Source organism: Streptomyces sp. SJL17-4 (genome assembly GCF_036826855.1).
In the GTDB taxonomy this organism is placed as follows: domain Bacteria; phylum Actinomycetota; class Actinomycetes; order Streptomycetales; family Streptomycetaceae; genus Streptomyces.
Genome location: NZ_CP104578.1, coordinates 4,169,798 through 4,191,498, shown reverse-complemented (window position 1 = coordinate 4,191,498; position 21,701 = coordinate 4,169,798). Strand labels below are relative to the sequence as shown.

Sequence of the window (21,701 nt, the reverse complement as noted above, 5' to 3'; positions counted from 1 at the left end):
GGGTGCCACAGTGGGGGAGTGAGCAACACCGCCACAGGCAGTCCCGACGTGGGCAGGAGGGGGTGATGTACGGCGTGTCCGGTACCGGTTCCGTTGTCGGCGAGGAGTGGGGAGCGCGCGCCGCGCGCTCCCGGGCCCTCGCCGTCCTCCGGGTCCGCGGCAGGGCGCTGGGCCTCGCGGTCCTGCCCGCCGCCGTGGCCGTCGTCCTGTACGCGGGCGGGGCCACCGGCCACTTCACCGGCTCCGGCTGGGACACGGCCCGCTGGGTGGTGACCGTCCTCGCGGTCCTCGTCCTCCTCGCCGGCACCGCCGTCGCCCTCGTCGTGGCCCGCGCCCGTCCGGCCGCCACGCCGACGGTGGAGCTCTCCGAGACCGCCGCCCCCGACCTCTACCGGCTCGTCCGGGACCTGGCCGACCGGCTCGACGTCCCGGCGCCCGCCGCGATAGCCCTGACCCCGGACTGCGACAGCTGGCTGGAGGACCGCACCCACCGGGCCCACCGCGCGCTGCGCACACCGGGCGGCGAGGGGGAGGGCGAAGGCGCCCCCGTCCTCGTCATAGGTTCGCCCTTCCTGTGGTGGATGCGCGTCGGCGAGCTGAGGGCGGTCCTCGCCCCGGTCGTCGCCGGTACGGGCCCCGCCGCGCACCCCGACATAGCCGCGGCCCGCCGTTTCGTCCGGGGCCTGGACGCGGCCGTGGCCGTGCCGGAGACCCCCGGTCTCGACCCGTTCCGCCGACTGGGCGCGGGCGCCGTCGGGCAGGTCGCCCGTGTCCTCCTCCGCGCCTGCCGCGGGCACGCCGCCGAGATGGAGCGCGGGGTCGCCGCCGCCGGCTCGGAGCGCGCCCAGGCCGTGGACTACGGCGTTCGGATCGTCGCCCAGGAGCAGGTCGGCCTGGCGTACGCGGGCTGGGACCGGCTCCTGACCCGCGTCGCGCTGCCCGCCTGGCGGATGGGCCGCTGGCCCGCCAAGCTCGACGCCGGCGTGGTCTCCGCCCTGACCGAGCTCTCCCGCCGCGACCGGCTCGCGGACGGCTTCTCCTCCCGGCTCGGCGAGCGGCCCGCCTGCGACCTCCTGGAGGAGCCGGGCGCGGTCGACGAGGCCACCTCGCTGCTCGCCGCCCGTCTCTTCCACGGCGGCCCGGCCGAACCCGGGCCCGACTGGTCCCCGGTGGAGTGGAGCCAGTACCCGGAGGAGGTCGTCGACCGGAAGTGGCGCACCGACGCGGCCCGGCTGCACCAGGTCCTCGACGGCCTCGGCCTGGCGGATTCCGCGGCCGGGGGCGGGGGCAGGGGCAGGGGCGGTGAGGGCGTTGCCGACGGCCCGACCCTGACCCGGGTGATCGCCCACCTCTCCACGGAGCCGGCGAAGCCCGCCGATGTCACCGCAGATGTCGCCGCCGATGTCGATGCAGATGTCGACGACGCCGACGCCGCCGCAGTGCCCGGGGACCGCCCGCTCCCGGTGGAAGGCGCGGACGCCCGCAGCCACGACGACGGCCGGGTCACCCTCACTGACGAGGTCGACATCGAGGATGCCACCGACGTCGACCTCGACATCGAGGACGACGAAGAGGCCGTCAACCCCGCCGCCGAGGCGCTCGCCGGCGCGCTCAGCGCGCTCCTCGCGCGCGAGGAGGCCGCCCGGGAGGCGCGGGTGGCCGCCACCGCCCTGACCGCCGAGGCGGCGGCCCGCAGCGCCGAGAGAAACGACCGGCACTCCGGCACCACACCCCCCGTGGTCGTCAGCGGCCCGGACGGCCCGCTGCCGCTCTTCCCGCTCCAGCCGCCCCGCTCCGGCCGCGACCTGCTCGCCGACCACGTCACCGCGATGGTCTGCTGCGCGGCCGTGGACACCGCCGAGGCCACCCCCGGCCTCGACTGGCTCGACGGCCCCGCGCTCCTCGTCGGCGGCGAGCGGGCGGCGGACCTCGGCCCCCGTGTCCTCGCGCTCGTCGAGGACGGCGACCCGGAGCCGCTGCGGGCGTGGCTGGCCCGCACGGGGGTGCGCCCCGAGAAGCCCGTACGCCTGGTCTGAGGCGTCCTGGGGCGTCCTGAGTCGTCCTGAGGCGTCCTGAGGCGTCCGGGGGCGTCCGGGGGCGCCCCGGGGGCCGTCCGGAGGTGCCCCGAAGATCACTCGTTTCGGAGCCCCGCCTTCCACTCTCGTCAATTCACGACGAACGGTGACGGAGTGCGTGCGTTATGTGATGTGCTGGAGACCGTCACTGACAGAGGCACAGGCACTGACCAGCCGACCCGGGGGAGTCGAGGGAGGGGCGCAGCATGGGGGCGGACCAGATCAGACGGTGGGAGTCGGGTGCGCTCGCGCACGCCGTCACCGATCCCTTCGGCCAGGGCCCGTTGCCCTGGCTGCGCGGTTCCGAGAACTACTTCGACGACACCGGGCAGATGGTCCCCTGGTACGCGGACGAGATCCTGGCCCGGGGCGGCAGCGGCGGCCCGCGCACGGCCGACGACGTCCGGCGCCAGATCAAGGGTTTCGCCTCCGACGGGGCCGTGGCGCCGGGCGAGTCGATCGACTTCCACGTCACCGTGGACCCGCCGCAGCAGTTCTCGGTCGACGTCTACCGGATCGGTCACTACAGCGGCGACGGCGCCGCGAAGATCACCACGAGCCCCCGGCTCTCCGGCATCGTCCAGCCGGCCCCGCTGACCGCCGACCGCACGGTCTCCTGCCACCACTGGTGGCAGTCCTGGCGGTTGCAGGTCCCCTCCTACTGGTCGATCGGGGCGTACGTCGCCGTCCTCACCACCGCCGACGGCTACCGCTCGCACATCCCCTTCACGGTCCGCGACAACCACCCGGCCGATCTGCTCCTCGTCCTCCCGGACGTGACCTGGCAGGCGTACAACCTCTATCCGGAGGACGGCCACACCGGCGCCAGCCTCTACCACGCCTGGGACGAGGAGGGCCGGCTGCTCGGCGAGCAGGACGCGGCCGTGACCGTCTCCTTCGACCGCCCGTACGCGGGCGCGGGGCTGCCCCTCCACGTCGGGCACGCGTACGACTTCATCCGCTGGGCCGAGCGCTACGGGTACGACCTGGCGTACGCCGAGACCCGCGATCTGCACGCCGGGCGGGTCGACCCGAGCCGGTACCGGGGTCTGGTCTTCCCCGGGCACGACGAGTACTGGTCGGTGCCGATGCGCAAGACCGTCGAACTCGCCCGCGACCAGGGCACGTCGCTGGTCTTCCTCTCCGCGAACACCATGTACTGGCAGGTGGAGTTGGGGCCCTCGCCGTCCGGGGTGCCGGACCGGCTCCTCACCTGCCGCAAGCGCCGCGGCCCGGGCCGGCCCGCGCTCTGGCGCGAGGTCGACCGGCCCGAGCAGCAGCTCCTCGGCATCCAGTACGCGGGACGGGTGCCCGAACCGCACCCGCTGGTCGTACGGAACGCCGAGCACTGGCTCTGGGAGGCGACCGGCGCCGGTGACGGCGATGAACTCCCCGGCCTGGTCGCGGGCGAGGCCGACCGCTACTTCCCGCGTACGGCGCTCCCCGAGCACCAGGGCCGCATCCTGCTCGCCCACTCGCCCTACCGGGACGGCGAGGGGGCGCTCCGGCACCAGGAGACGAGTCTCTACCGGGCTCCCTCGGGCGCCTGGGTCTTCGCCTCCGGCACCTTCGCCTGGTCGCCGGCGCTCGACCGGCCGGGCCATGTCGACGCCCGGGTCCAGCGCGCCACCGCGAACCTCCTCGACCGGATCTGCAAAAGGGACTGAGCGGCGGGTCACAGGGCCTGGCGGCCGGGGCCGCCCCGATGTGCGAGAGAATCGGACACGCTCCTGGATCAACCTACGCGGAGGAACCGTGTCCGGATTCGTAGAAAAGCCCGAGCCCGTCCAGGTCCCGGGCCTCACCCATCTCCACACGGGCAAGGTGCGCGACCTGTACCGGAACGAGGACGGGGACCTCGTGATGGTGGCGAGCGACCGCATGTCCGCGTACGACTGGGTGCTGCCCACCGAGATCCCCGACAAGGGCCGGGTCCTCACCCAGCTCTCCCTGTGGTGGTTCGACCGGCTCTCCGACCTGGTCCCGCACCACGTGATCTCGACGGAGCTGCCGGCCGGCGCCCCCGCCGACTGGGCGGGCCGCACCACGGTCTGCAAGTCGCTGAACATGATCCCGGTCGAGTGCGTGGCCCGCGGCTACCTCACCGGCTCCGGCCTCGTCGAGTACAACGAGTCCCGCACGGTCTGCGGCCTCGCGCTCCCCGAGGGCCTCGGCGACGGCTCCGAGCTGCCCGCCCCGATCTTCACCCCGGCCACCAAGGCCGCCGTCGGCGACCACGACGAGAACGTGTCGTACGAGGAGGTCGCCCGCCAGGTCGGCGCCGAGACGGCCGCCCTGCTGCGCCAGACGACCCTCGCCGTGTACGGCCGGGCCCGTGACATCGCCCGCGAGCGCGGGATCATCCTCGCGGACACCAAGTTCGAGTTCGGCTTCGACGGGGAGACGCTCGTCCTGGGCGACGAGGTCCTCACCCCGGACTCCTCCCGCTTCTGGCCGGCCGACCAGTGGGAGCCGGGCCGCGCCCAGCCCTCGTACGACAAGCAGTTCGTCCGGGACTGGCTGACCTCCCCGGCCTCCGGCTGGGACCGCAAGAGCGAGCAGCCCCCGCCGCCGCTGCCGCAGGAGATCGTGGACGCCACGCGCGCCAAGTACCTGGAGGCGTACGAGCTGCTGACCGGCAAGTCCTGGTCCGACAGCTTCTGAGGTCCGCGTGCCCCGGGCAGCAGCCCGGGGCACGAGAAAGCCCCCGGTCGATTCGACCGGGGGCTTCTTCATGGAGCGGACGACGAGATTCGAACTCGCGACCCTCACCTTGGCAAGGTGATGCTCTACCAACTGAGCCACGTCCGCATGCGCCGTAGCGCGGAGCCAACTATACCCAACCTTTCGCCTGCGCGAGACGCACCGCTGTATGCCGGTTCTCGGCACCGAGTTTCGCGGCGGCCGAGGAGAGGTAGTTGCGGACGGTCCCGGGGGAGAGCGAGGCGCGCCGGGCGATCTCCGCGACGGGTGCCCCGTCGGCGGAGAATTCGAGCACCTCGGCCTCCCGCGCGGTCAGCGGGGAGTCCCCGGCGGCGATGGCGTCGGCCGCCAACTCCGGGTCCACGTAACGGTTTCCGGCGTGCACGGTACGGATGATCTCGGCGAGCCGCTGGGCGCTGACGGTCTTCGGGACGAAGCCGCGGACGCCGGCCGAGAGGGCCCGCTTGAGGTGTCCGGGGCGACCGTGACCGGTCACGATCATGGTGCGGCAGCCGGGCAGTTCGTCCCGCAGGACTGTGGCGACCCTCACACCGTCCGCACCCGGCATCTGCAGATCGAGCACGGCGACGTCGGGGCGGTGGGCGCGGGCCATGGCGAGCGCCTCGGGCCCGGTCGCGGCCTCGGCGACGACGACGAGATCGTCCTCGAGACCGAGCAGCGCGGCGACCGCGCCACGGATCAGATGCTCGTCGTCGGCGAGCAGCACGCGCACGGGCACGGGCGTGCGTACGGGCGCCGGTACGGGCCCGGTCATCGCCGCACCTCCGCCCGGGCCACCGGAATCCGGGCCGTCACGAGGAACGTACCCCCGTCGCCCGGCCCCGCGTCGAGCGTCCCGCCGACCGCCGCGAGCCGCTCCCGCAGCCCGACGAGCCCGGTACCGGTACCGGTGCCCGAACCGGCGTCACGGCGACCCTCACCGGAACCGCCGCCGCCCCCCGCACCCGCCCGCACCCCGTCGTTCTCCACCGTCAGCAGCACCATGTTCTCCTCCTTCTCCTTCTTCCCCTTCTCCTTCCGCACGGCGATGGCGCAGCGCCGCGCGTCCCCGTGTCGCAGTACGTTCGTCGTGGCCTCCCGGACCACCCACCCGAGGGCTGCCTGGACCTCGTCGGGCAGGTCGAGCGCCGGTCCGGGGGAGTCGACGGCGCAGTCGATCCCGGCCGCGTCGAGCACGCCCCGCGCGCCCTCCAGCTCCACGCGCAGATCCGCCTCGCGGTAGCCGCGTACGACGTCCCGTACCTCCCGCTGGGACTCCTGGGCGATGCGCTGCACCTCGATCATCTGGTCGACGGCCTCGGGGCGTTCGCGCCGCGCGAGCTGGACGGCGAGCTCGCTCTTGAGGGCGATCACGGAGAGGTTCCGGCCGAGGATGTCGTGCAGGTCGCGCCCGAAGCGCAGCCGTTCCTCGGCGACCGCGAGCCGGGCCTGTACGTCGCGTGCCTCGCGCAGTTCGAAGACGACGCCGAGCACCCAGAGCGAGAGGCGGACGGTGACGGCGAGCCAGCCGGTGATGAAGAGGACGGTGGCCACGGACGCGAGGCTCTGTTCCGTGTCCCGGCCGGTGAGCGGTACGAGGAGCAGGAGCACGCCGGCGAGCAGGGCCTGGTGGAGGGCGACGATCCGGCCGGGCAGGATCAGGCAGTGCCCGGCGAGGAAGGGCACGAGTGCCGCTCCGAGCATGCCGGGCAGCAGTCCGGTCAGGTCGGCGGTGGCCGCTTCGAGGAGTACGGCTCCGGCGGTCGCGGCCCCGGCCGCCGCGGCGGGCAGCACCTCGCGCGGCGGGAGCACGGTCCCGGGCTTCAGGTACGCGTCCATGGCGCGGCGCAGGAAGCGGTGGGAGAGGACCCCGTTGGCGAGGTTGAGCAGCGGGGCGACGACGACGAGGAGGAGTGGGGCCTCGTGCCGGATGGGCCGGATCAGGAGGAGGAGCCCGAGGACGAAGACGGCGGCCCACAGCAGCATGTACGCGGTGACGCGGGTGTAGAGGTCGACCTTGGCCAGGCCGCTCCGGCCGTTCCAGCTCTTCACGGGCCTCTTCACGGGCGCGGGTCCGTCCTCTCGGTGTCGCGCTGGTTCCTCAGCGCCGGGGCTCCCAGCGGAACCACCGCTGGACAGCAAACACCGAGACCACGATCCAGGCCACCGCGGTCGCCGTCGCGCCCAGCAGGTCACCCGCCGCCACGTCGCCTGACCAGCCGGCCCGTACGAGTGTCATGACCCCGGTCACCGGCAGCAGTTCGCAGACGGACGCGAGCGCCTTGGGAAGCATGGAGAGGGGTACGAAGAGCCCGGAGCCGATGGAGGAGATCAGGATCAGCGGCAGCGCGGTGAGCTGGGCGCTCTCGGGTGTGCGGGTGACGGCCGAGGTGGCCGCGGCGAGGGTGGTGAGCAGGACGGTGCCGAGGACGACGCCACCGAGGAGCAGATCGGGCCTGGCGGGTACGGGCAGGTCGAGGACGGCGATGCCGCCGATGGTCAGGACGGCGCTCTGGGCGAGGGCGAGGGTGGCGGCCGGCAGCGCGATCCCGGTCAGGATCTCGGGGTCGGTGGGCTCTCCGGTGCGCAGCCGCTTGAGGACGAGGGCTTCGCGGCGGGCGGCGAAGGCGGCGACGAGGTTGCTGTAGACGCCGATGAGGAGGGCCATGCCGATGGCGCCGGTCACGGCGACCTCGGCGATGCTCGTGCCCGCTGCGCCGAGGTCGACGCTCTTCAGGGAGCTGCGGACGGCTTCCACCATGAGGAGCGGGACGAGGAGGGCGCCGAAGAGCGCGGTGCGGTTGCGGACGAGGAGCGTGAGCTCGGCCCGCCCGAGCGCGAGGAGCCGCCGCCGGGAGGGGAGCTCCCTGCGGGAGGCGAGCGGTGTACGCGAAGGGAGGGGCGTACGGGAGGGGAGCTGGACGGGGGAGCTCATCGAACGGCCTCCGATTCCGGGATCCGGGCTTCTGACACGGTGTCCGCCGCGGCGGCGATGTCGAGGAAGGCCTCTTCGAGCGAGGCGGAGCGGGCGTCGAGCCCGTCGAGTCGTACGCCCTCGTCCCGGGCCCAGCCGAGCAGCGCGGCGAGGTCGTCCTGGAGGGATCCGGTACGGATCTCCACCCGCCCCGCGTCCTCGGCGGCCCGCAGTCCCAGCGGGAGCCGGGCGGCGGGGACCTCGGCGGGGAGGGTGAAGCGGATGCGGGCGGGCCGGGCGGCGGTGACCTCGGCCGGGGTGCCGGAGAGCACGATCTGCCCGCGGTGCATGATCGCGAGCCGGTCGGCCAGGGCCTCGGCCTCCTCCAGGTAGTGGGTGGTGAGCAGCACGGTGGTGCCGCCGTCGCGGAGGGCGCGGACGAGTTCCCAGGTGTCGCGGCGGCCCTCGGCGTCGAGGCCGGTGGTGGGTTCGTCGAGGAAGAGGACCTCGGGGCGGCCGAGGAGGGCGAGGGCGAGGTCGAGCCGGCGTCGTTCGCCGCCGGACAGCTGCTTGACCCGTACGTCCTCGCGTCCGGTGAGGCCGGTGGCGCCGAGCGCTTCGCCGGCGGGGCGGGCACCGGTGGTGCAGCCTGCCCACATCCGTACGGTTTCGGCCACGGTCAGTTCGGAGGGGAAGCCGCCCTCCTGGAGCATCACGCCGATCCGGGGGCGGACGGTGGCCCGTTCGCGGTACGGGTCGTGGCCGAGGACGCGGGCGGTGCCGGCGCTCGGGGCGGCGAGGCCTTCGAGGAGTTCGACGGTGGAGGTCTTCCCGGCGCCGTTGGTGCCGAGGAGGGCGAAGATCTCGCCGTGCGGGACGGTGAAGGAGATGCCGCGGACGGCCTCGAAGTCGCCGGAGTAGCCGCGGCGGAGGTCTTCCGCCTCGATCGCGGGGGTCGCGGGGGTCGCGTTGCTCATGTGTCCAGGCTTCCGGCGGCGGGGGCCGTCCGGCAGTGCGCGCTGTCACCACCCGCTTCTGACAAATGTCATGGGGGGTGGGGCCACCGAGGAAGGGGAACACGACGAAGGCCCCGGTTCCAGAGAACCGGGGCCTTCGATCTGGAGCGGACGACGAGATTCGAACTCGCGACCCTCACCTTGGCAAGGTGATGCTCTACCAACTGAGCCACGTCCGCATTGCTGCCGCTCAGCTTTCACTGGGCGGTGCGAGCACCACTCTACCTGATGCACCGGAGTGCTTGGTCTTGCGATGCAGAGCGGGTGACAGGAATTGCACACTGCGCCTTCCCCCTGGAAGGGGGATGTTCTACTACTGAACTACACCCGCACGCTGCGTGAGGTGGGGCTTTGCGGCCTCGCCCCTCGGCGTGTTCCAGACTTTAGCGGATCATGGGGGGTGCAATGCAAATCGGCTCCGCCGCGCCGCGTCGGCGGCCGGGGGCCGGCCCGCTCAACTCGCGGCGCGGAAGGCCTCGTAGACCCTCTTCGGGATCCGGCCGCGGGCCGGCACCTCCATCTTGTTGGACTGCGCCCAGGCGCGGACCGCCGCCGGGTCGGGGGCGAGGGAGGTGCGGGTGTACGACTCCACGGAGGCGCTCCGGCCGGTCCGGGCCTTCGCCGGCAACGTGCGTCCGGCGGCGAGGTACGGGGCGAGTGCCTTGCGGAGTTTCTTTGCATTGGCAGCATTCAGGTCGATCTCGTACATCTTCCCGTCGAGGCCGAACGCGACCGTTTCAGCCGCTTCTCCGCCGTCCATGTCGTCGGAGATTGTGACCACCACACGCTGAGCCACGGATATCGGTCCTTTCCTGCGGCCGGTGCCGCAGAGGGGGCGCTTGCGACGCCCCTGACGTGCGGCGATGCCGACCGTACGGCTGTGCCGCGACAATGCTGATTTCTTCTCGATTCCTTTGTACAGCGACGGGCGTCGCATTGTGAAGCCCTGGCAATTGTTTCAGCGTGTCCCGGTGCAATGAGGTCCGCAATATTTCACTGGAATTTTGCGTGGGTGTGCTCGGACGGGGGGCATGGCTGTGATCCCTGGCGGGGCGGCGCCGTGACCTGGCTTTTGTAGGATCCTTCAGATCTCTACCCGCGTAGAATTTGGAGACAGGTACGCTGAGGGAACCGCCCACGCAACACACCACCGGGAGTGCCAGTGGCACGCGTCGTAGTCGACGTCATGCTCAAGCCGGAGATCCTCGACCCTCAGGGGCAGGCGGTGCAGCGTGCACTGCCCCGCCTGGGATTCGCCGGAATCGCCGACGTCCGTCAGGGGAAGCGTTTCGAGCTGGAGGTGGAGGGACCGGTCGACGACGCCGCCCTCGCCCGCATCCATGAGATGGCCGAAACCTTCCTTGCCAACACCGTGATCGAAGACTTCATCGTGAAGGTGGAGTCGTGACCGCACGCATCGGCGTCGTCACGTTCCCCGGAACGCTCGACGACCAGGACGCGCTGCGTGCCGCCCGCCTCGCGGGCGCCGAGCCCGTATCGCTCTGGCACCGCGACAAGGACCTCAAGCAGGTCGACGCCGTGGTCCTGGCCGGCGGTTTCTCCTACGGCGACTACCTGCGGGCCGGAGCCATCTCCCGCTTCTCGCCGGTGATGGAGACGATCATCGAGCAGGCGAAGGCGGGCATGCCCGTCCTCGGTATCTGCAACGGCTTCCAGATCCTCACCGAGGCGCATCTGCTGCCGGGCGCGATGCTGCGCAACAACCACCTCCACTTCATCTGCCGCGACCAGAAGCTGCGGGTGGAGAACGCGGAGACCGCCTGGACCTCGGACTACACCGAGGGCCAGGAGATCGAGGTCCCGCTCAAGAACATGGACGGCCGGTACGTCGCCGACGAGCGGGTGCTCGACGAGCTGGAGGCCGAGGGGCGGGTGGCCTTCCGCTACCTGGACATGAACCCCAACGGCTCGCTCCGTGACATCGCGGGCATCACCAACGCCGCGGGCAACGTGGTCGGCCTCATGCCGCACCCCGAGCACGCCGTCGAGCCGCTCGTCGGCACCGGCAAGACGGACGGCCTCGGATTCTTCACCTCGATCCTCAAGAAGCTGGTCAACGCCTGATGAGCCTCGACACCGTCAAGCACGCGAGCGAGACGCCGGACAGCGAGCAGCCCTGGAAGGAGCTCGGCCTCAAAGAGGACGAGTACGCGCGCATCCGCGAGATCCTCGGCCGCCGTCCCACCGGCGCCGAGCTCGCCATGTACTCGGTCATGTGGTCCGAGCACTGCTCCTACAAGAGCAGCAAGGTCCACCTGAAGCAGTTCGGCGAGAAGGTCCCCGCCAACGACGCCATGCTCGTCGGCATCGGTGAGAACGCCGGCGTCGTCGACGTCGGCCAGGGGTACGCGGTCACCTTCAAGGTCGAGTCGCACAACCACCCCTCGTACATCGAGCCCTACCAGGGCGCGGCCACCGGCATCGGCGGCATCGTCCGCGACATCCTCGCCATGGGTGCCCGCCCGGTCGCGGTCGTCGACCCGCTGCGCTTCGGCGCGGCCGACCACCCCGACACCAAGCGCGTGCTGCCCGGTGTCGTCGCCGGCATCGGCGGCTACGGCAACTGCCTCGGCCTGCCGAACATCGGCGGCGAGGTCGTCTTCGACGAGTGCTACCAGGGCAACCCGCTGGTCAACGCCGGCTGCATCGGCGTGATGAAGCACGAGGACATCCACCTCGCCAAGGCCTCCGGCCCCGGCAACAAGGTGATCCTGTACGGCGCCCGCACGGGCGGCGACGGCATCGGCGGCGTGTCCGTGCTGGCCTCGGAGACCTTCGACGACACGAAGCCGACCAAGCGCCCCGCCGTCCAGGTCGGCGACCCCTTCCAGGAGAAGCTCCTCATCGAGTGCACCCTGGAGATCTTCAAGGAGAAGCTGGTCGCGGGCATCCAGGACCTCGGCGGCGCCGGGCTCTCCTGCGCCACGTCCGAGCTGGCCTCCGCCGGTTCCGGCGGCATGCGCGTCGAGCTCGACCGGGTCCACCTGCGCGACGCGACCCTCTCGCCCGAGGAAATCCTCATGAGCGAGTCGCAGGAGCGCATGTGCGCGATCGTCGAGCCCGAGCACGTCGACCGCTTCCTGGAGATCTGCGAGAAGTGGGACGTCATCGCCGTCGTCATCGGTGAGGTGACCGAGGGCGAGCGCCTGGAGATCTTCTGGCACGGCGAGCAGATCGTCGACGTGCCGCCGCGCTCCGTCGCCCACGAGGGCCCGACCTACCACCGGCCGTACGCCCGCCCGGAGTGGCAGGACGCGCTCCAGGCCGACGACGCCGGCAAGCTGCCCCGGCCGCAGACGGGCGAGGAGCTGAAGGACCAGGTCCTGAAGCTGGTCTCCTCCCCGAACCAGGCGTCGAAGTCCTGGATCACGGACCAGTACGACCGGTTCGTGCAGGGCAACACGGTCCTGGCGCAGCCCGAGGACGCGGGCATGGTCCGTATCGACGAGGAGACCAACCTCGGCGTGGCCATGGCGACCGACGGCAACGGCCGGTACGCCAAGCTCGACCCGTACACGGGTGCGCAGCTCGCGCTCGCGGAGGCGTACCGCAACGTCGCCGCCTCCGGTGCCAAGCCGCTCGCCATCTCGGACTGCCTGAACTTCGGTTCGCCCGAGGACCCGGCCGTGATGTGGCAGTTCGCCGAGGCCACCCGTGGTCTCGCGGACGGCTGCCTCCAGCTCGGCACCCCGGTGACCGGCGGCAACGTCTCGCTCTACAACCAGACCGGTGAGGTCGCCATCCACCCGACGCCGGTCGTGGCCGTCCTCGGTGTGATCGACGACGTCAACCGCCGTACGCCGATCGCCTTCGCGGAAGAGGGCCAGCTCCTCTACCTGCTCGGTGACACGCGCGAGGAGTTCGGCGGCTCGGCATGGTCCGAGGTCATCCACCGGCACCTCGGCGGTCTGCCGCCGGCCGTGGACCTCGACCGGGAGAAGCTGCTCGGCGAGATCCTGATCTCGGCCTCGCGCGACGGCATGATCGACGCCGCGCACGACCTGTCCGACGGCGGTCTCGTCCAGGCGGTCGTCGAGTCCTGCCTGCGCGGCGGGAACGGCGCGCGCCTGGTCGTCCCGGAGGGCCTGGACGCGTTCACGTTCCTCTTCAGCGAGTCGGCCGGCCGTGCGGTCGTCGCCGTCCCGCGCAGCGAGGAGCTCCGCTTCACCGACATGTGCGGTGCGCGGGGTCTGCCGGCGGCGCGGATCGGTGTCGTCGACGGAGACGCCGTCGACGTCCAGGGCGAGTTCGCGCTCTCCCTGACGGAGCTGCGCACGGCGCACGAGGCGACGATTCCGGCCCTGCTGGCCTGATACGGAGCACCGGGGAAGCCCCCGTCCGGACCGGAAGGTCTGGACGGGGGCTTTCGCGTTTCCTGCTTGCCGGGCATTACGTAATTACGTAATGTCGATGCCATGGAGCTGGAAGAGCGGGTCGCCGCGCTGGAACGGCGTATGACGGCCTTGGAAAGCACGGCCGAAGGCGCGGCTGACGGCGTGGTCGAGAGTGCGGTCGAGAGCGCGGAGCGCCCCGCGCCCGAGGTCACCGACAGCCCGCTCTGGGCCCTCGAAAGCCTCAAGGCGCAGCTCGCGGCGGACAGGGGAGACCGGGGCGCGGACGGCGCGGTCGTCTTCACGGGAGCCGTCAGGCTGCCGACCCAGGAGCGGTACGAGTGGCAGCTCGGGGCCTTCACCGGGCAGCTGTTCGAGGAGGACTGGGCGGACGCCGCCGAGTCCCTCGCCGCGCTCGGTCATCCCGTACGGCTCCGCCTGCTGCGCGAGATCCTCGGGGGCCGGCGCACCGCCGCCGAGCTGGCGGAGCTGGAGGAGACCGGCACGACCGGCCAGATCTACCACCACCTGCGCCAACTGACCGGCGCGGGCTGGCTCAAGACCGTCGGACGCGGTCGCTACGAGGTCCCGGGGGCCCGGGTCGTCCCGCTCCTGGTGGTCCTCACCGCGGCCCGCCCGTAACCGACACCACGATCCTCAGGGGGAATCCGGATGTCCTCGCGCAAACTGGTGGTGGTCCTCCACCGCGTGCTCTGGCTGGCGTTCGTCGTCCAGGTCATCGCCTCGTTCGTCGTCGAGCTGCCGTACCCGTACTGGGTGGGCTGGCTGCCCGTGATCGTCGCGATGATCCTCGGCGTCGGTCTCGCCCGGACCGCCCGCGGCCGGGTCATGGCCACGCCCCGCGCCACGGTCGAGGTGGCGCCGCCGGTCACCGGCCTCTGGTCCGCGCTGAACAGCCCGGCGGACCGGACGCCCAGCCACGGCACCCACCAGCTGGGCCAGACGTACGCGATCGACGTCACCCGGGAGGACGAGGCGCGGCCCCGCCCGGGCTTCGCCCGGCTGTGGCCGGTGGCCCGGCGGAACGAGGACTTCCCGGCGTTCGACGCGCCGCTGCTCGCGGTCGCGGACGCGACCGTCGTGCACGCCGAGGACCGACAGCGCGACCACCTCAGCCGGAACTCGCTGCTCGGTGTCCTCTATCTGCTGCTGGTCGAGTCCGGCGCGCGGAGCATCGGCGGAGCCCGCCGGGTCACCGGGAACCACCTCGTCCTCGACCTCGGCGGCGGTACGTACGCGATGTACGCCCATCTGCGGCGCGGCTCCCTGGCCGTCCGCGCGGGCGACCGCGTCTCGGCCGGCCAGGAACTCGCCCGGTGCGGGAACTCGGGCAACTCCACCGAGCCGCACGTGCACTTCCAGCTGATGGACGGCCCGGACCTGGACACGGCGAGCGGTGTGCCGTTCACCTGGTCCGGTGTCGGCGTACCGAAGAACGGCGAGACGTTCGAGGTGCCACGCGATTCGGTCTACTCGGCCTGACCCCAGAAGGCGTCGGACTCGTCGATGTCCTCGACGCACTCGTCGACGTCAGTGACCTTGCCTCCCACGATGGTGAAGAAGAGACCGCCGCGCATCTCGATGCCGCGGTCGCCGCGGTCGCCGTGCCACTTGTGGGTCGCCATGACGTGCCCCCGGCCGTCCGGGTACACGCCCTCCAACTCGACCCGGAAGGTGCCGTCGGTGAGCTCCATGAGACGCCCGAAGTGGTCGAGGACGTTGTCCACGCCCTTGAAGTGCCCGGACATCTGGCTGGACCCCGGCGAGTGATGGGTGCAGTCCGAGGTCATCAGCGACCGGATGGTCTCCATGTCTCCTTGCGAGAACGCTTCGTAGCCCCGGCGGACCACGATGCTGTCAGGGTGCTCAGCCATGGCTGTCCGACCCCTCTCGTACGCGTAGGTGTACTGCGAGCCCTCCTCTCCAGTCTCCGACTACCCTCGCCCCCATGCCACCGGCCAAGAAGCGCACCCGCCGTTACGACTCCGCCAGGACCAGGGCCGCCGTGCTCGCCCAGTTCGCCCATGTACGGGAGGCGGTCGTGGCGCTCACGCCCGAGCAGCTCGACGGGCCGACCCGGCTGGGGGAGTGGACGGTACGGGACCTGGCGGCGCACCTCGCCTGGATGGTCGACTCGGTGCCGCAGCTCCTGGCCGCGCCGGAGCGCCCGGGACAGGACCGGCTCGCCCTCCTCGACTGGCCGTTCATGACGGCCGGGGCCGCCGAGCGGATCGACGAGCACACCCGGGGCCTGGACGCCTCCGACCTGCCGGGGCTCTACGCGCGCGTGGCGGACGATTACGAGCGGGCGCTCGCGGAGGCATCGGAGGACCGGCTCCTGCCGCTGAGCTTCGGTGCGATGACCGTCGGCGACTTCCTCGTCACCCGGACCGTCGAGCTCGTCGTCCACACCGACGACCTGAACGCGGCGACCGGCGCCGGCGTCCCCTTCGAGCGGCAGGCCCTCGCCGCCTGCACCCGGCTGCTCGCCGACGCCCTCGCCGCGAAGGCCCCGGGCGGGGCGGTCGAGGTGCGGATCCCGCCGTACGCCGTGGTGCAGTGCGTGGAGGGCCCCCGGCACACCCGGGGCACCCCGCCCAACGTGGTCGAGACCGACCCGCTGACCTGGATCCGCCTCGCGACCGGGCGGGCGGAGTGGGCGAAGGAGCTGGAGGGGGCCCGGGTCGGCGCGAGCGGCGAGCGGGCCGACCTGAAGGACCTCCTGCCCCTGATGGGCTGAGATTCCCGTACGGCACGGGCCCCCGGACAGGAACGGGCCCCGGACAGGAACGGGCCGCGGAACCGACTTCCGCCCCGGCCCGTCCCACCGTCATGCAGACGCCGACGCCGCGCACCCTCGTATCCGCCGCATCCGCCGCCGCCCTGGCCCTCCTCCTCGCCGCCTGCGGCACGGAGGGAGGCACCACGGGAGCGGGCTCCGGTTCCGGCTCCGGCTCCGGCTCCGGTTCCGGTTCCGGTTCCGACACCGTCTCCCCCGACCTGCCCGTCGCCGGTACCCACTGGACGATCGGCGCCGTCACGGTCGACGGCCGCAGGTCCGCCGCCCCGGACGGCGCCCGCATCGAGTTCGGCGCGGACGGCCGCGCCCGCGGGAACAGCGGCTGCAACAACTTCGGCGCGACCGTCGCCGTGCGGGGGGACACCCTGACCGTCTCCCCGCAGGAGTTCACCGCGATCGGCTGCCCCGAGGACCGGCAGCGCTTCGAGTCGGAGCTGGTCAAGGCCTTCACCGGACCGCTCAAGGGAAAGCAGAAGGGCGAGACCCTCACCCTGACCTCCCCGGACGGCCGCAACGGCCTGGAGCTGACCGCCCAGGCGGACCTCCCGCTGCGCGGCACCACCTGGAAGATCGACGGGCTGATCTCGGGGGACACCGCGTCCTCGCTGCCCGCCGGCAGCGGCGACAAGGCCCGTCTCGTCCTCGGCGCCGACGGCCGGGTCACCGGCAACCTGGGCTGCAACAACTTCGCCGCGACCGCCCGCGTCGAGGGGAAGACGCTCACGATCGAGGGCCCGGCGGCGACCACCCGGATGATGTGCACCAGCCCGCAGATGCAGCTGGAGACCCAGCTGTACGAGCTCCTCGACGGCCCGCTCACCTATCGCCTGGACCACCGGACGCTGACGCTCACCGACGCCGCGGGCGAGGGCCTGACGGCGAAGGCCGCCACCGTGACGACTGGCGGAACCTCCGAAGGAGCGGACGGAACGGACGGCCAAGAGCCCCCGGCCTCCCGGTGAACGAGGCTCTCCGGGGTGCCCTCCGTCACATCGGTCCGGGGCTCCGGTGCTGGTACGAGCGTCCGCTCGGGAGGGTTCCGGGGCGGGAATCCCTTACCGCGCCTGCCTCGTAGCCCTCTCCAAGCCGGAGATGATCATTTCGTGCGATCGCACGAGTGCGGGAACCCCGCATTTCCCCAATTCGGACCAGTGGTCGAGCCCGTCTACACTCGGAAACGTGCCACGTGGTGACGGTCGACTCAATCACGACCTGCTCCCCGGCGAGAAAGGCCCCCAGGACGCTTGTGGCGTCTTCGGTGTCTGGGCTCCGGGTGAAGAGGTCGCAAAGCTCACGTACTTCGGGCTCTACGCCCTCCAGCATCGGGGCCAGGAATCCGCGGGAATCGCGGTCAGCAACGGCTCCCAGATCCTCGTCTTCAAGGACATGGGCCTTGTGTCCCAGGTCTTCGACGAGACCTCTCTCGGTTCCCTCCAAGGTCATATCGCGGTCGGTCACGCCCGCTACTCGACCACCGGGGCCTCCGTGTGGGAGAACGCGCAGCCGACGTTCAGGGCAACCGCCCACGGCTCGATCGCGCTCGGCCACAACGGCAACCTGGTGAACACGGCGCAGCTCGCCGAGATGGTCGCGGACCTGCCCAAGAAGGAAGGCCGCACCACTCGCGTGGCGGCCACCAACGACACCGACCTGCTCACGGCGCTCCTCGCCGCCCAGGTCGACGAGGACGGTGAGCCGCTCACCATCGAGCAGGCCGCCGCGAAGATCCTCCCCGACGTCCGGGGCGCCTTCTCCCTCGTCTTCATGGACGAGCACACGCTCTACGCGGCCCGTGACCCGCAGGGCATCCGCCCGCTGGTCCTCGGCCGTCTGGAGCGCGGCTGGGTGGTCGCCTCCGAGTCCGCCGCCCTCGACATCTGCGGCGCCAGCTACGTCCGCGAGGTCGAGCCGGGCGAGCTGATCGCGATCGACGAGAACGGCATCCGTACCTCGCGATTCGCGGAAGCGAAGCCCAAGGGCTGTGTCTTCGAGTACGTGTACCTGGCTCGCCCGGACACCGACATCGCCGGCCGGAACGTGTACCTCTCCCGCGTGGAGATGGGCCGCCGCCTCGCGAAGGAGGCGCCCGTCGAGGCCGACCTGGTGATAGCGACGCCGGAGTCCGGAACCCCGGCCGCGATCGGCTACGCCGAGGCCTCGGGCATCCCCTTCGGTGCGGGCCTGGTGAAGAACGCCTATGTCGGGCGCACCTTCATCCAGCCGTCCCAGACCATCCGACAGCTCGGCATCCGGCTGAAGCTGAACCCGCTCAAGGACGTCATCAAGGGCAAGCGCCTGGTGGTCGTCGACGACTCGATCGTCCGCGGCAACACCCAGCGCGCCCTCGTCAAGATGCTCCGCGAGGCCGGCGCGGCCGAGATCCACATCCGGATCTCCTCGCCGCCGGTGAAGTGGCCCTGCTTCTTCGGCATCGACTTCGCCACCCGCGCGGAGCTGATCGCCAACGGCATGTCGATCGAGGAGATCGGCAAGTCGCTGGGCGCGGACTCGCTCTCGTACATCTCGATCGACGGGATGATCGAGGCGACGACGATCCAGAAGCCGAACCTCTGCCGTGCCTGCTTCGACGGCGAGTACCCGATGGAGCTGCCGGACCCCGAGCTGCTCGGCAAGCAGCTCCTGGAGACCGAACTGGCCGCGGGTCCCGCTGCCACGGCGGCCTCCGACGCGCTCCGCCGTCCGTGAGCACTGCCGCCCGTAAGACCCCGCTGCACACCCGCAGTACGACACGAAAGTTCTCAACCCATGTCTGAGACCACTGGTGCCAGCTACGCGTCCGCGGGCGTCGACATCGAGGCGGGTGACCGCGCCGTCGAGCTCATGAAGGAGTGGGTGAAGAAGACGCAGCGCCCCGAGGTCCTCGGTGGCCTCGGCGGCTTCGCCGGCCTCTTCGACGCCTCCGCCCTCAAGCGCTACGAGCGCCCGCTGCTCGCCTCCGCCACCGACGGCGTCGGGACGAAGGTCGACATCGCCCGCCAGATGGGCGTGTACGACACGATCGGCCACGACCTGGTCGCGATGGTCATGGACGACATCGTCGTCTGCGGCGCCGAGCCGCTCTTCATGACCGACTACATCTGCGTCGGCAAGGTCCACCCGGAGCGGGTCGCCGCCATCGTCAAGGGCATCGCCGAGGGCTGTGTCCTGGCCGGCTGCGCGCTGGTCGGCGGCGAGACGGCGGAGCACCCGGGCCTCCTCGGCCCGGACGACTTCGACGTCGCCGGCGCGGGCACGGGAGTCGTGGAGCACGACCGGCTGCTCGGCGCCGATCGCATCCGTACGGGGGACGCGGTCATCGCCATGGCCTCCTCGGGTCTTCACTCGAACGGGTACTCGCTCGTCCGGCACGTGGTCTTCGACCGCGCCGGCATGACCCTCGACCAGCGGGTCGACGAGCTCGGCCGGACGCTCGGCGAGGAGCTCCTGGAGCCGACGAAGATCTACTCGCTCGACTGCCTGGCCCTCACCCGGACCACGGACGTCCACGCGTTCAGCCACATCACGGGCGGCGGTCTCGCGGCCAACCTGGCCCGGGTGATCCCGGACGGCCTGCACGCCACGGTCGACCGTTCGACCTGGGCGCCGGGCGCGATCTTCGACCTGGTCGGCAAGGCCGGTCAGGTGGAGCGTCTGGAGCTGGAGAAGACCCTGAACATGGGTGTCGGCATGATGGCGGTCGTACCGGCCGACTTCGTGGACGCGGCCCTGACGACGCTGGCGGACCGGGGCGTCGAGTCCTGGGTCGCGGGCGAGATCACCGAGCGCGGCGCGCACACCACGGGCGCGGAGCTCGTCGGGACGTATGCGAACTAGAGGCGTCGCGAAGTAACTCTCAGCGGTACGAAAAGAACGGGGCGCCCCTTGAGGGAGCGCCCCGTTCTTTTCGTCGTACAGAGCGCCCGTACGGCACGCGGACAGCACAGAAACCCGGCCGGGTGATCCCGGACCGGGTTTCTGTGGTGCGATTCAGAAGGTCAAGCGCGACGCGGGGACGCGCTCGGACCGGACTCGTCGTCCTCGTCCTCGTCGTCCTCGTTATAGAGATCCGCGTACTGGGCGTACGGGTCGTCTTCCTCGTCGTCGTCCTCGAACGGCTCGCCATTCGGCGGCTGGTTCGAAGTCGAAGCGCCCAGCTCATTGGCCAGACGCGTCAGGTCCGTCCCGCCGCTGCTGTACTTCAGCTGGCGGGCGACCTTGGTCTGCTTGGCCTTTGCCCGGCCGCGCCCCATGGCTCGACCCCCTCGGTGACGGGGCTCGGTGGCCCCAGAGTCTTGACACGCGTTCATGATTCGGAACGGGCTCTCGACAGAGAGACCGGTCCGTAGGGCTTCAACGGTACCTGTTTCCGAGGGTCTACGGTACGCCGCGCGCATCACATACCCCGGTACAGAACCATCGAGGTGCCCTTTCCTCGCTGGTCAATCGCGATTTTAACCTCTTCTTGAGGCCCGACCCGCCGAGGGGCGTGAGCGAAGTCTCTCCGTGGTCGCTCCATGGCCCTCCCACGGACTCCTCACGGTCGCCCCCGCGACGGGTCGGTCCCCGGTACGGCTCAGGCGCGTCGCGCGTCCGCCATCCGCTGCTCGGCGATCCGGTCGGCCGCCGCGGCCGGCGGAATCCCGTCAGCCTTCGCACGTGCGAAGATTTCGAGCGTGGTGTCGAAGATCTTCGTCGCCTTCTTCTTGCAGCGGTCGAAGTCGAAGCCGTGCAGCTCGTCGGCGACCTGGATCACGCCACCGGCGTTGACCACGTAGTCGGGCGCGTAGAGGATCCCGCGCTCCACGAGGTCCTTCTCGATGCCCGGGTGGGCGAGCTGGTTGTTGGCCGCGCCGCAGACGATGCTCGCGGTGATGAACGGGACGGTCTCCTCGTTCAGGGCGCCGCCCAGCGCGCAGGGCGCGTAGATGTCGAGACCCTCGACGCGGATCAGCGCCTCGGTGTCGGCGACGACGGTGACCTGCGGGTGCTTGTCGGTGATCCGGCGCACCGACTCCTCGCGCACATCGGTGATGACGACCTCGGCGCCGTCCTCCAGGAGGTGCTCGACGAGGTAGTGGCCGACCTTGCCGACGCCCGCGACGCCGACCTTGCGGCCGCGCAGCGTCGGGTCGCCCCAGAGGGTCTGCGCGGAGGCGCGCATGCCCTGGAAGACACCGAAGGCGGTGAGGACGGAGGAGTCGCCGGCGCCGCCGTTCTCGGGGGAGCGGCCGGTGGTCCACTGGTTCTCGCGGGCGACGACGTCCATGTCGGCCACGTAGGTGCCGACGTCGCAGGCCGTGACGTACCGGCCGCCGAGGGAGGCGACGAAGCGCCCGTAGGCGAGGAGGAGCTCCTCCGTCTTGATCTTCTCCGGGTCGCCGATGATGACGGCCTTGCCGCCGCCGTGGTCGAGACCGGCCATGGCGTTCTTGTACGACATGCCGCGGGCCAGGTTGAGGGCGTCGGCGACGGCCGCGGCCTCGGTGGCGTACGGGTAGAAGCGGGTGCCGCCGAGGGCGGGGCCCAGGGCGGTGGAGTGGAGGGCGATGACGGCCTTGAGGCCGGTGGCGCGGTCCTGGCAGAGCACGACTTGCTCGTGGCCACCCTGCTCCGAATGGAACAGGGTGTGCAGTACATCAGCAGGAACGCCGGTCACATCGGTCACGGTGGTGACTCCCAAGTACGAAGCGGCGGTTGCGGACCTCCCTGCGGGTGGGGGAGGACCAGTTCGGCACGAGAGTAAGTCCTACCTGGGCGTAGATCGGCGGCAGTGCTCAGGATCACCCCCTCCCGGAGTACCTCCGTGGAAGGATTCGCGAC

General features: G+C 71.4%; 20 protein-coding genes and 3 tRNA genes. 12 read left to right on the top strand and 11 right to left on the bottom strand.

The features are described 5' to 3' along the window. The first annotated feature begins 65 nt into the window (after positions 1–65). From N5875_RS18700 to N5875_RS18690, 3 genes are all read left to right on the top strand, one after another. Positions 66–2,036, top strand: coding sequence for a hypothetical protein (locus N5875_RS18700; RefSeq protein WP_338494991.1), 1,971 nt, complete (start codon positions 66–68; stop codon positions 2,034–2,036). Between the two features lie 245 nt (positions 2,037–2,281). Continuing rightward, a complete protein-coding gene (locus tag N5875_RS18695; protein WP_318208401.1) occupies positions 2,282–3,742 on the top strand; it encodes a N,N-dimethylformamidase beta subunit family domain-containing protein in 1,461 nt (486 codons plus the stop codon). 88 nt (positions 3,743–3,830) lie between these two features. Beyond that, positions 3,831–4,739, top strand: coding sequence for a phosphoribosylaminoimidazolesuccinocarboxamide synthase (locus N5875_RS18690; RefSeq protein ID WP_318208402.1), 909 nt, complete (start codon positions 3,831–3,833; stop codon positions 4,737–4,739). A 71-nt stretch (positions 4,740–4,810) separates the two neighbouring features. On the opposite strand, the gene N5875_RS18685 is transcribed toward N5875_RS18690, so the two are convergent. The 8 genes from N5875_RS18685 to N5875_RS18650 all read right to left on the bottom strand — a co-directional run bounded on the left by N5875_RS18685 (position 4,811) and on the right by N5875_RS18650 (position 9,504). Further along, positions 4,811–4,886: transfer RNA gene (locus tag N5875_RS18685), tRNA-Gly, on the bottom strand. 22 nt (positions 4,887–4,908) lie between these two features. Next, positions 4,909–5,553 (bottom strand): response regulator transcription factor, encoded by a 645-nt coding sequence (locus N5875_RS18680; RefSeq protein ID WP_318208403.1) that lies wholly within the window; start codon positions 5,551–5,553, stop codon positions 4,909–4,911. Next, complete coding sequence (locus N5875_RS18675) at positions 5,550–6,842, bottom strand: histidine kinase (protein WP_338494986.1); 1,293 nt, start codon at positions 6,840–6,842, stop codon at positions 5,550–5,552. Before N5875_RS18675 ends, N5875_RS18680 begins: the two co-directional genes overlap by 4 nt. Before the next feature lie 37 nt (positions 6,843–6,879). After that, positions 6,880–7,713 (bottom strand): ABC transporter permease, encoded by an 834-nt coding sequence (locus N5875_RS18670; protein WP_318208405.1) that lies wholly within the window; start codon positions 7,711–7,713, stop codon positions 6,880–6,882. Next, positions 7,710–8,669: an ABC transporter ATP-binding protein gene (locus N5875_RS18665; protein WP_338494983.1), complete on the bottom strand. Its 960-nt coding sequence runs from the start codon at positions 8,667–8,669 to the stop codon at positions 7,710–7,712. Before N5875_RS18665 ends, N5875_RS18670 begins: the two co-directional genes overlap by 4 nt. Positions 8,670–8,811: 142 nt before the next feature. Then, positions 8,812–8,887, bottom strand: a tRNA-Gly gene (locus N5875_RS18660). An 80-nt stretch (positions 8,888–8,967) separates the two neighbouring features. Then, positions 8,968–9,039, bottom strand: a tRNA-Gly gene (locus N5875_RS18655). A 123-nt stretch (positions 9,040–9,162) separates the two neighbouring features. Then, a complete protein-coding gene (locus tag N5875_RS18650; RefSeq protein ID WP_318208407.1) occupies positions 9,163–9,504 on the bottom strand; it encodes an Lsr2 family protein in 342 nt (113 codons plus the stop codon). A gap of 366 nt (positions 9,505–9,870) precedes the next feature. Between N5875_RS18650 and purS the strand changes: the two genes are divergently transcribed. The 5 genes from purS to N5875_RS18625 all read left to right on the top strand — a co-directional run bounded on the left by purS (position 9,871) and on the right by N5875_RS18625 (position 14,563). Continuing rightward, on the top strand, positions 9,871–10,116 hold the full coding sequence (gene purS / locus N5875_RS18645; protein WP_017240564.1) for a phosphoribosylformylglycinamidine synthase subunit PurS: 246 nt from the start codon (positions 9,871–9,873) through the stop codon (positions 10,114–10,116). Continuing rightward, a complete protein-coding gene (gene purQ, locus N5875_RS18640; protein WP_015035033.1) occupies positions 10,113–10,793 on the top strand; it encodes a phosphoribosylformylglycinamidine synthase subunit PurQ in 681 nt (226 codons plus the stop codon). The genes purS and purQ overlap by 4 nt, the downstream gene beginning before the upstream one ends. Next, on the top strand, positions 10,793–13,042 hold the full coding sequence (gene purL, locus N5875_RS18635) for a phosphoribosylformylglycinamidine synthase subunit PurL (protein WP_318208408.1): 2,250 nt from the start codon (positions 10,793–10,795) through the stop codon (positions 13,040–13,042). Before purQ ends, purL begins: the two co-directional genes overlap by 1 nt. Before the next feature lie 102 nt (positions 13,043–13,144). Further along, positions 13,145–13,702, top strand: coding sequence for a winged helix-turn-helix domain-containing protein (locus N5875_RS18630; RefSeq protein WP_338494976.1), 558 nt, complete (start codon positions 13,145–13,147; stop codon positions 13,700–13,702). Between the two features lie 30 nt (positions 13,703–13,732). After that, positions 13,733–14,563, top strand: a complete 831-nt coding sequence (locus tag N5875_RS18625) for a M23 family metallopeptidase (RefSeq protein WP_318208410.1) — start codon at positions 13,733–13,735, stop codon at positions 14,561–14,563. Here the strand turns inward: N5875_RS18625 and N5875_RS18620 are convergent. Next, positions 14,551–14,955, bottom strand: a complete 405-nt coding sequence (locus N5875_RS18620; protein WP_318208411.1) for a nuclear transport factor 2 family protein — start codon at positions 14,953–14,955, stop codon at positions 14,551–14,553. The genes N5875_RS18625 and N5875_RS18620 overlap by 13 nt on opposite strands. Positions 14,956–15,029: 74 nt before the next feature. On the opposite strand from N5875_RS18620, the gene N5875_RS18615 reads away from it, so the two are divergent. The 4 genes from N5875_RS18615 (at position 15,030) to purM (ending at position 19,715) form a co-directional block, all read left to right on the top strand. Beyond that, a complete protein-coding gene (locus N5875_RS18615; protein WP_338494974.1) occupies positions 15,030–15,821 on the top strand; it encodes a sterol carrier family protein in 792 nt (263 codons plus the stop codon). A 92-nt stretch (positions 15,822–15,913) separates the two neighbouring features. Beyond that, positions 15,914–16,843, top strand: a complete 930-nt coding sequence (locus tag N5875_RS18610) for an META domain-containing protein (RefSeq protein ID WP_318208413.1) — start codon at positions 15,914–15,916, stop codon at positions 16,841–16,843. Between the two features lie 217 nt (positions 16,844–17,060). Further along, entirely contained in the window at positions 17,061–18,587 is a 1,527-nt protein-coding gene (purF, locus tag N5875_RS18605) for an amidophosphoribosyltransferase (RefSeq protein ID WP_318208414.1), read from the top strand. Between the two features lie 60 nt (positions 18,588–18,647). Further along, positions 18,648–19,715, top strand: coding sequence for a phosphoribosylformylglycinamidine cyclo-ligase (gene purM, locus N5875_RS18600; protein ID WP_318208415.1), 1,068 nt, complete (start codon positions 18,648–18,650; stop codon positions 19,713–19,715). A gap of 161 nt (positions 19,716–19,876) precedes the next feature. Here purM and N5875_RS18595 read toward each other — a convergent pair whose 3' ends face one another. Together N5875_RS18595 and N5875_RS18590 are read right to left on the bottom strand one after the other, a co-directional pair. Then, complete coding sequence (locus N5875_RS18595; protein WP_030318267.1) at positions 19,877–20,131, bottom strand: DUF3073 domain-containing protein; 255 nt, start codon at positions 20,129–20,131, stop codon at positions 19,877–19,879. Between the two features lie 323 nt (positions 20,132–20,454). Beyond that, positions 20,455–21,546, bottom strand: a complete 1,092-nt coding sequence (locus tag N5875_RS18590) for a Glu/Leu/Phe/Val dehydrogenase dimerization domain-containing protein (RefSeq protein WP_338494970.1) — start codon at positions 21,544–21,546, stop codon at positions 20,455–20,457. Between the last annotated feature and the right edge of the window lie 155 nt (positions 21,547–21,701).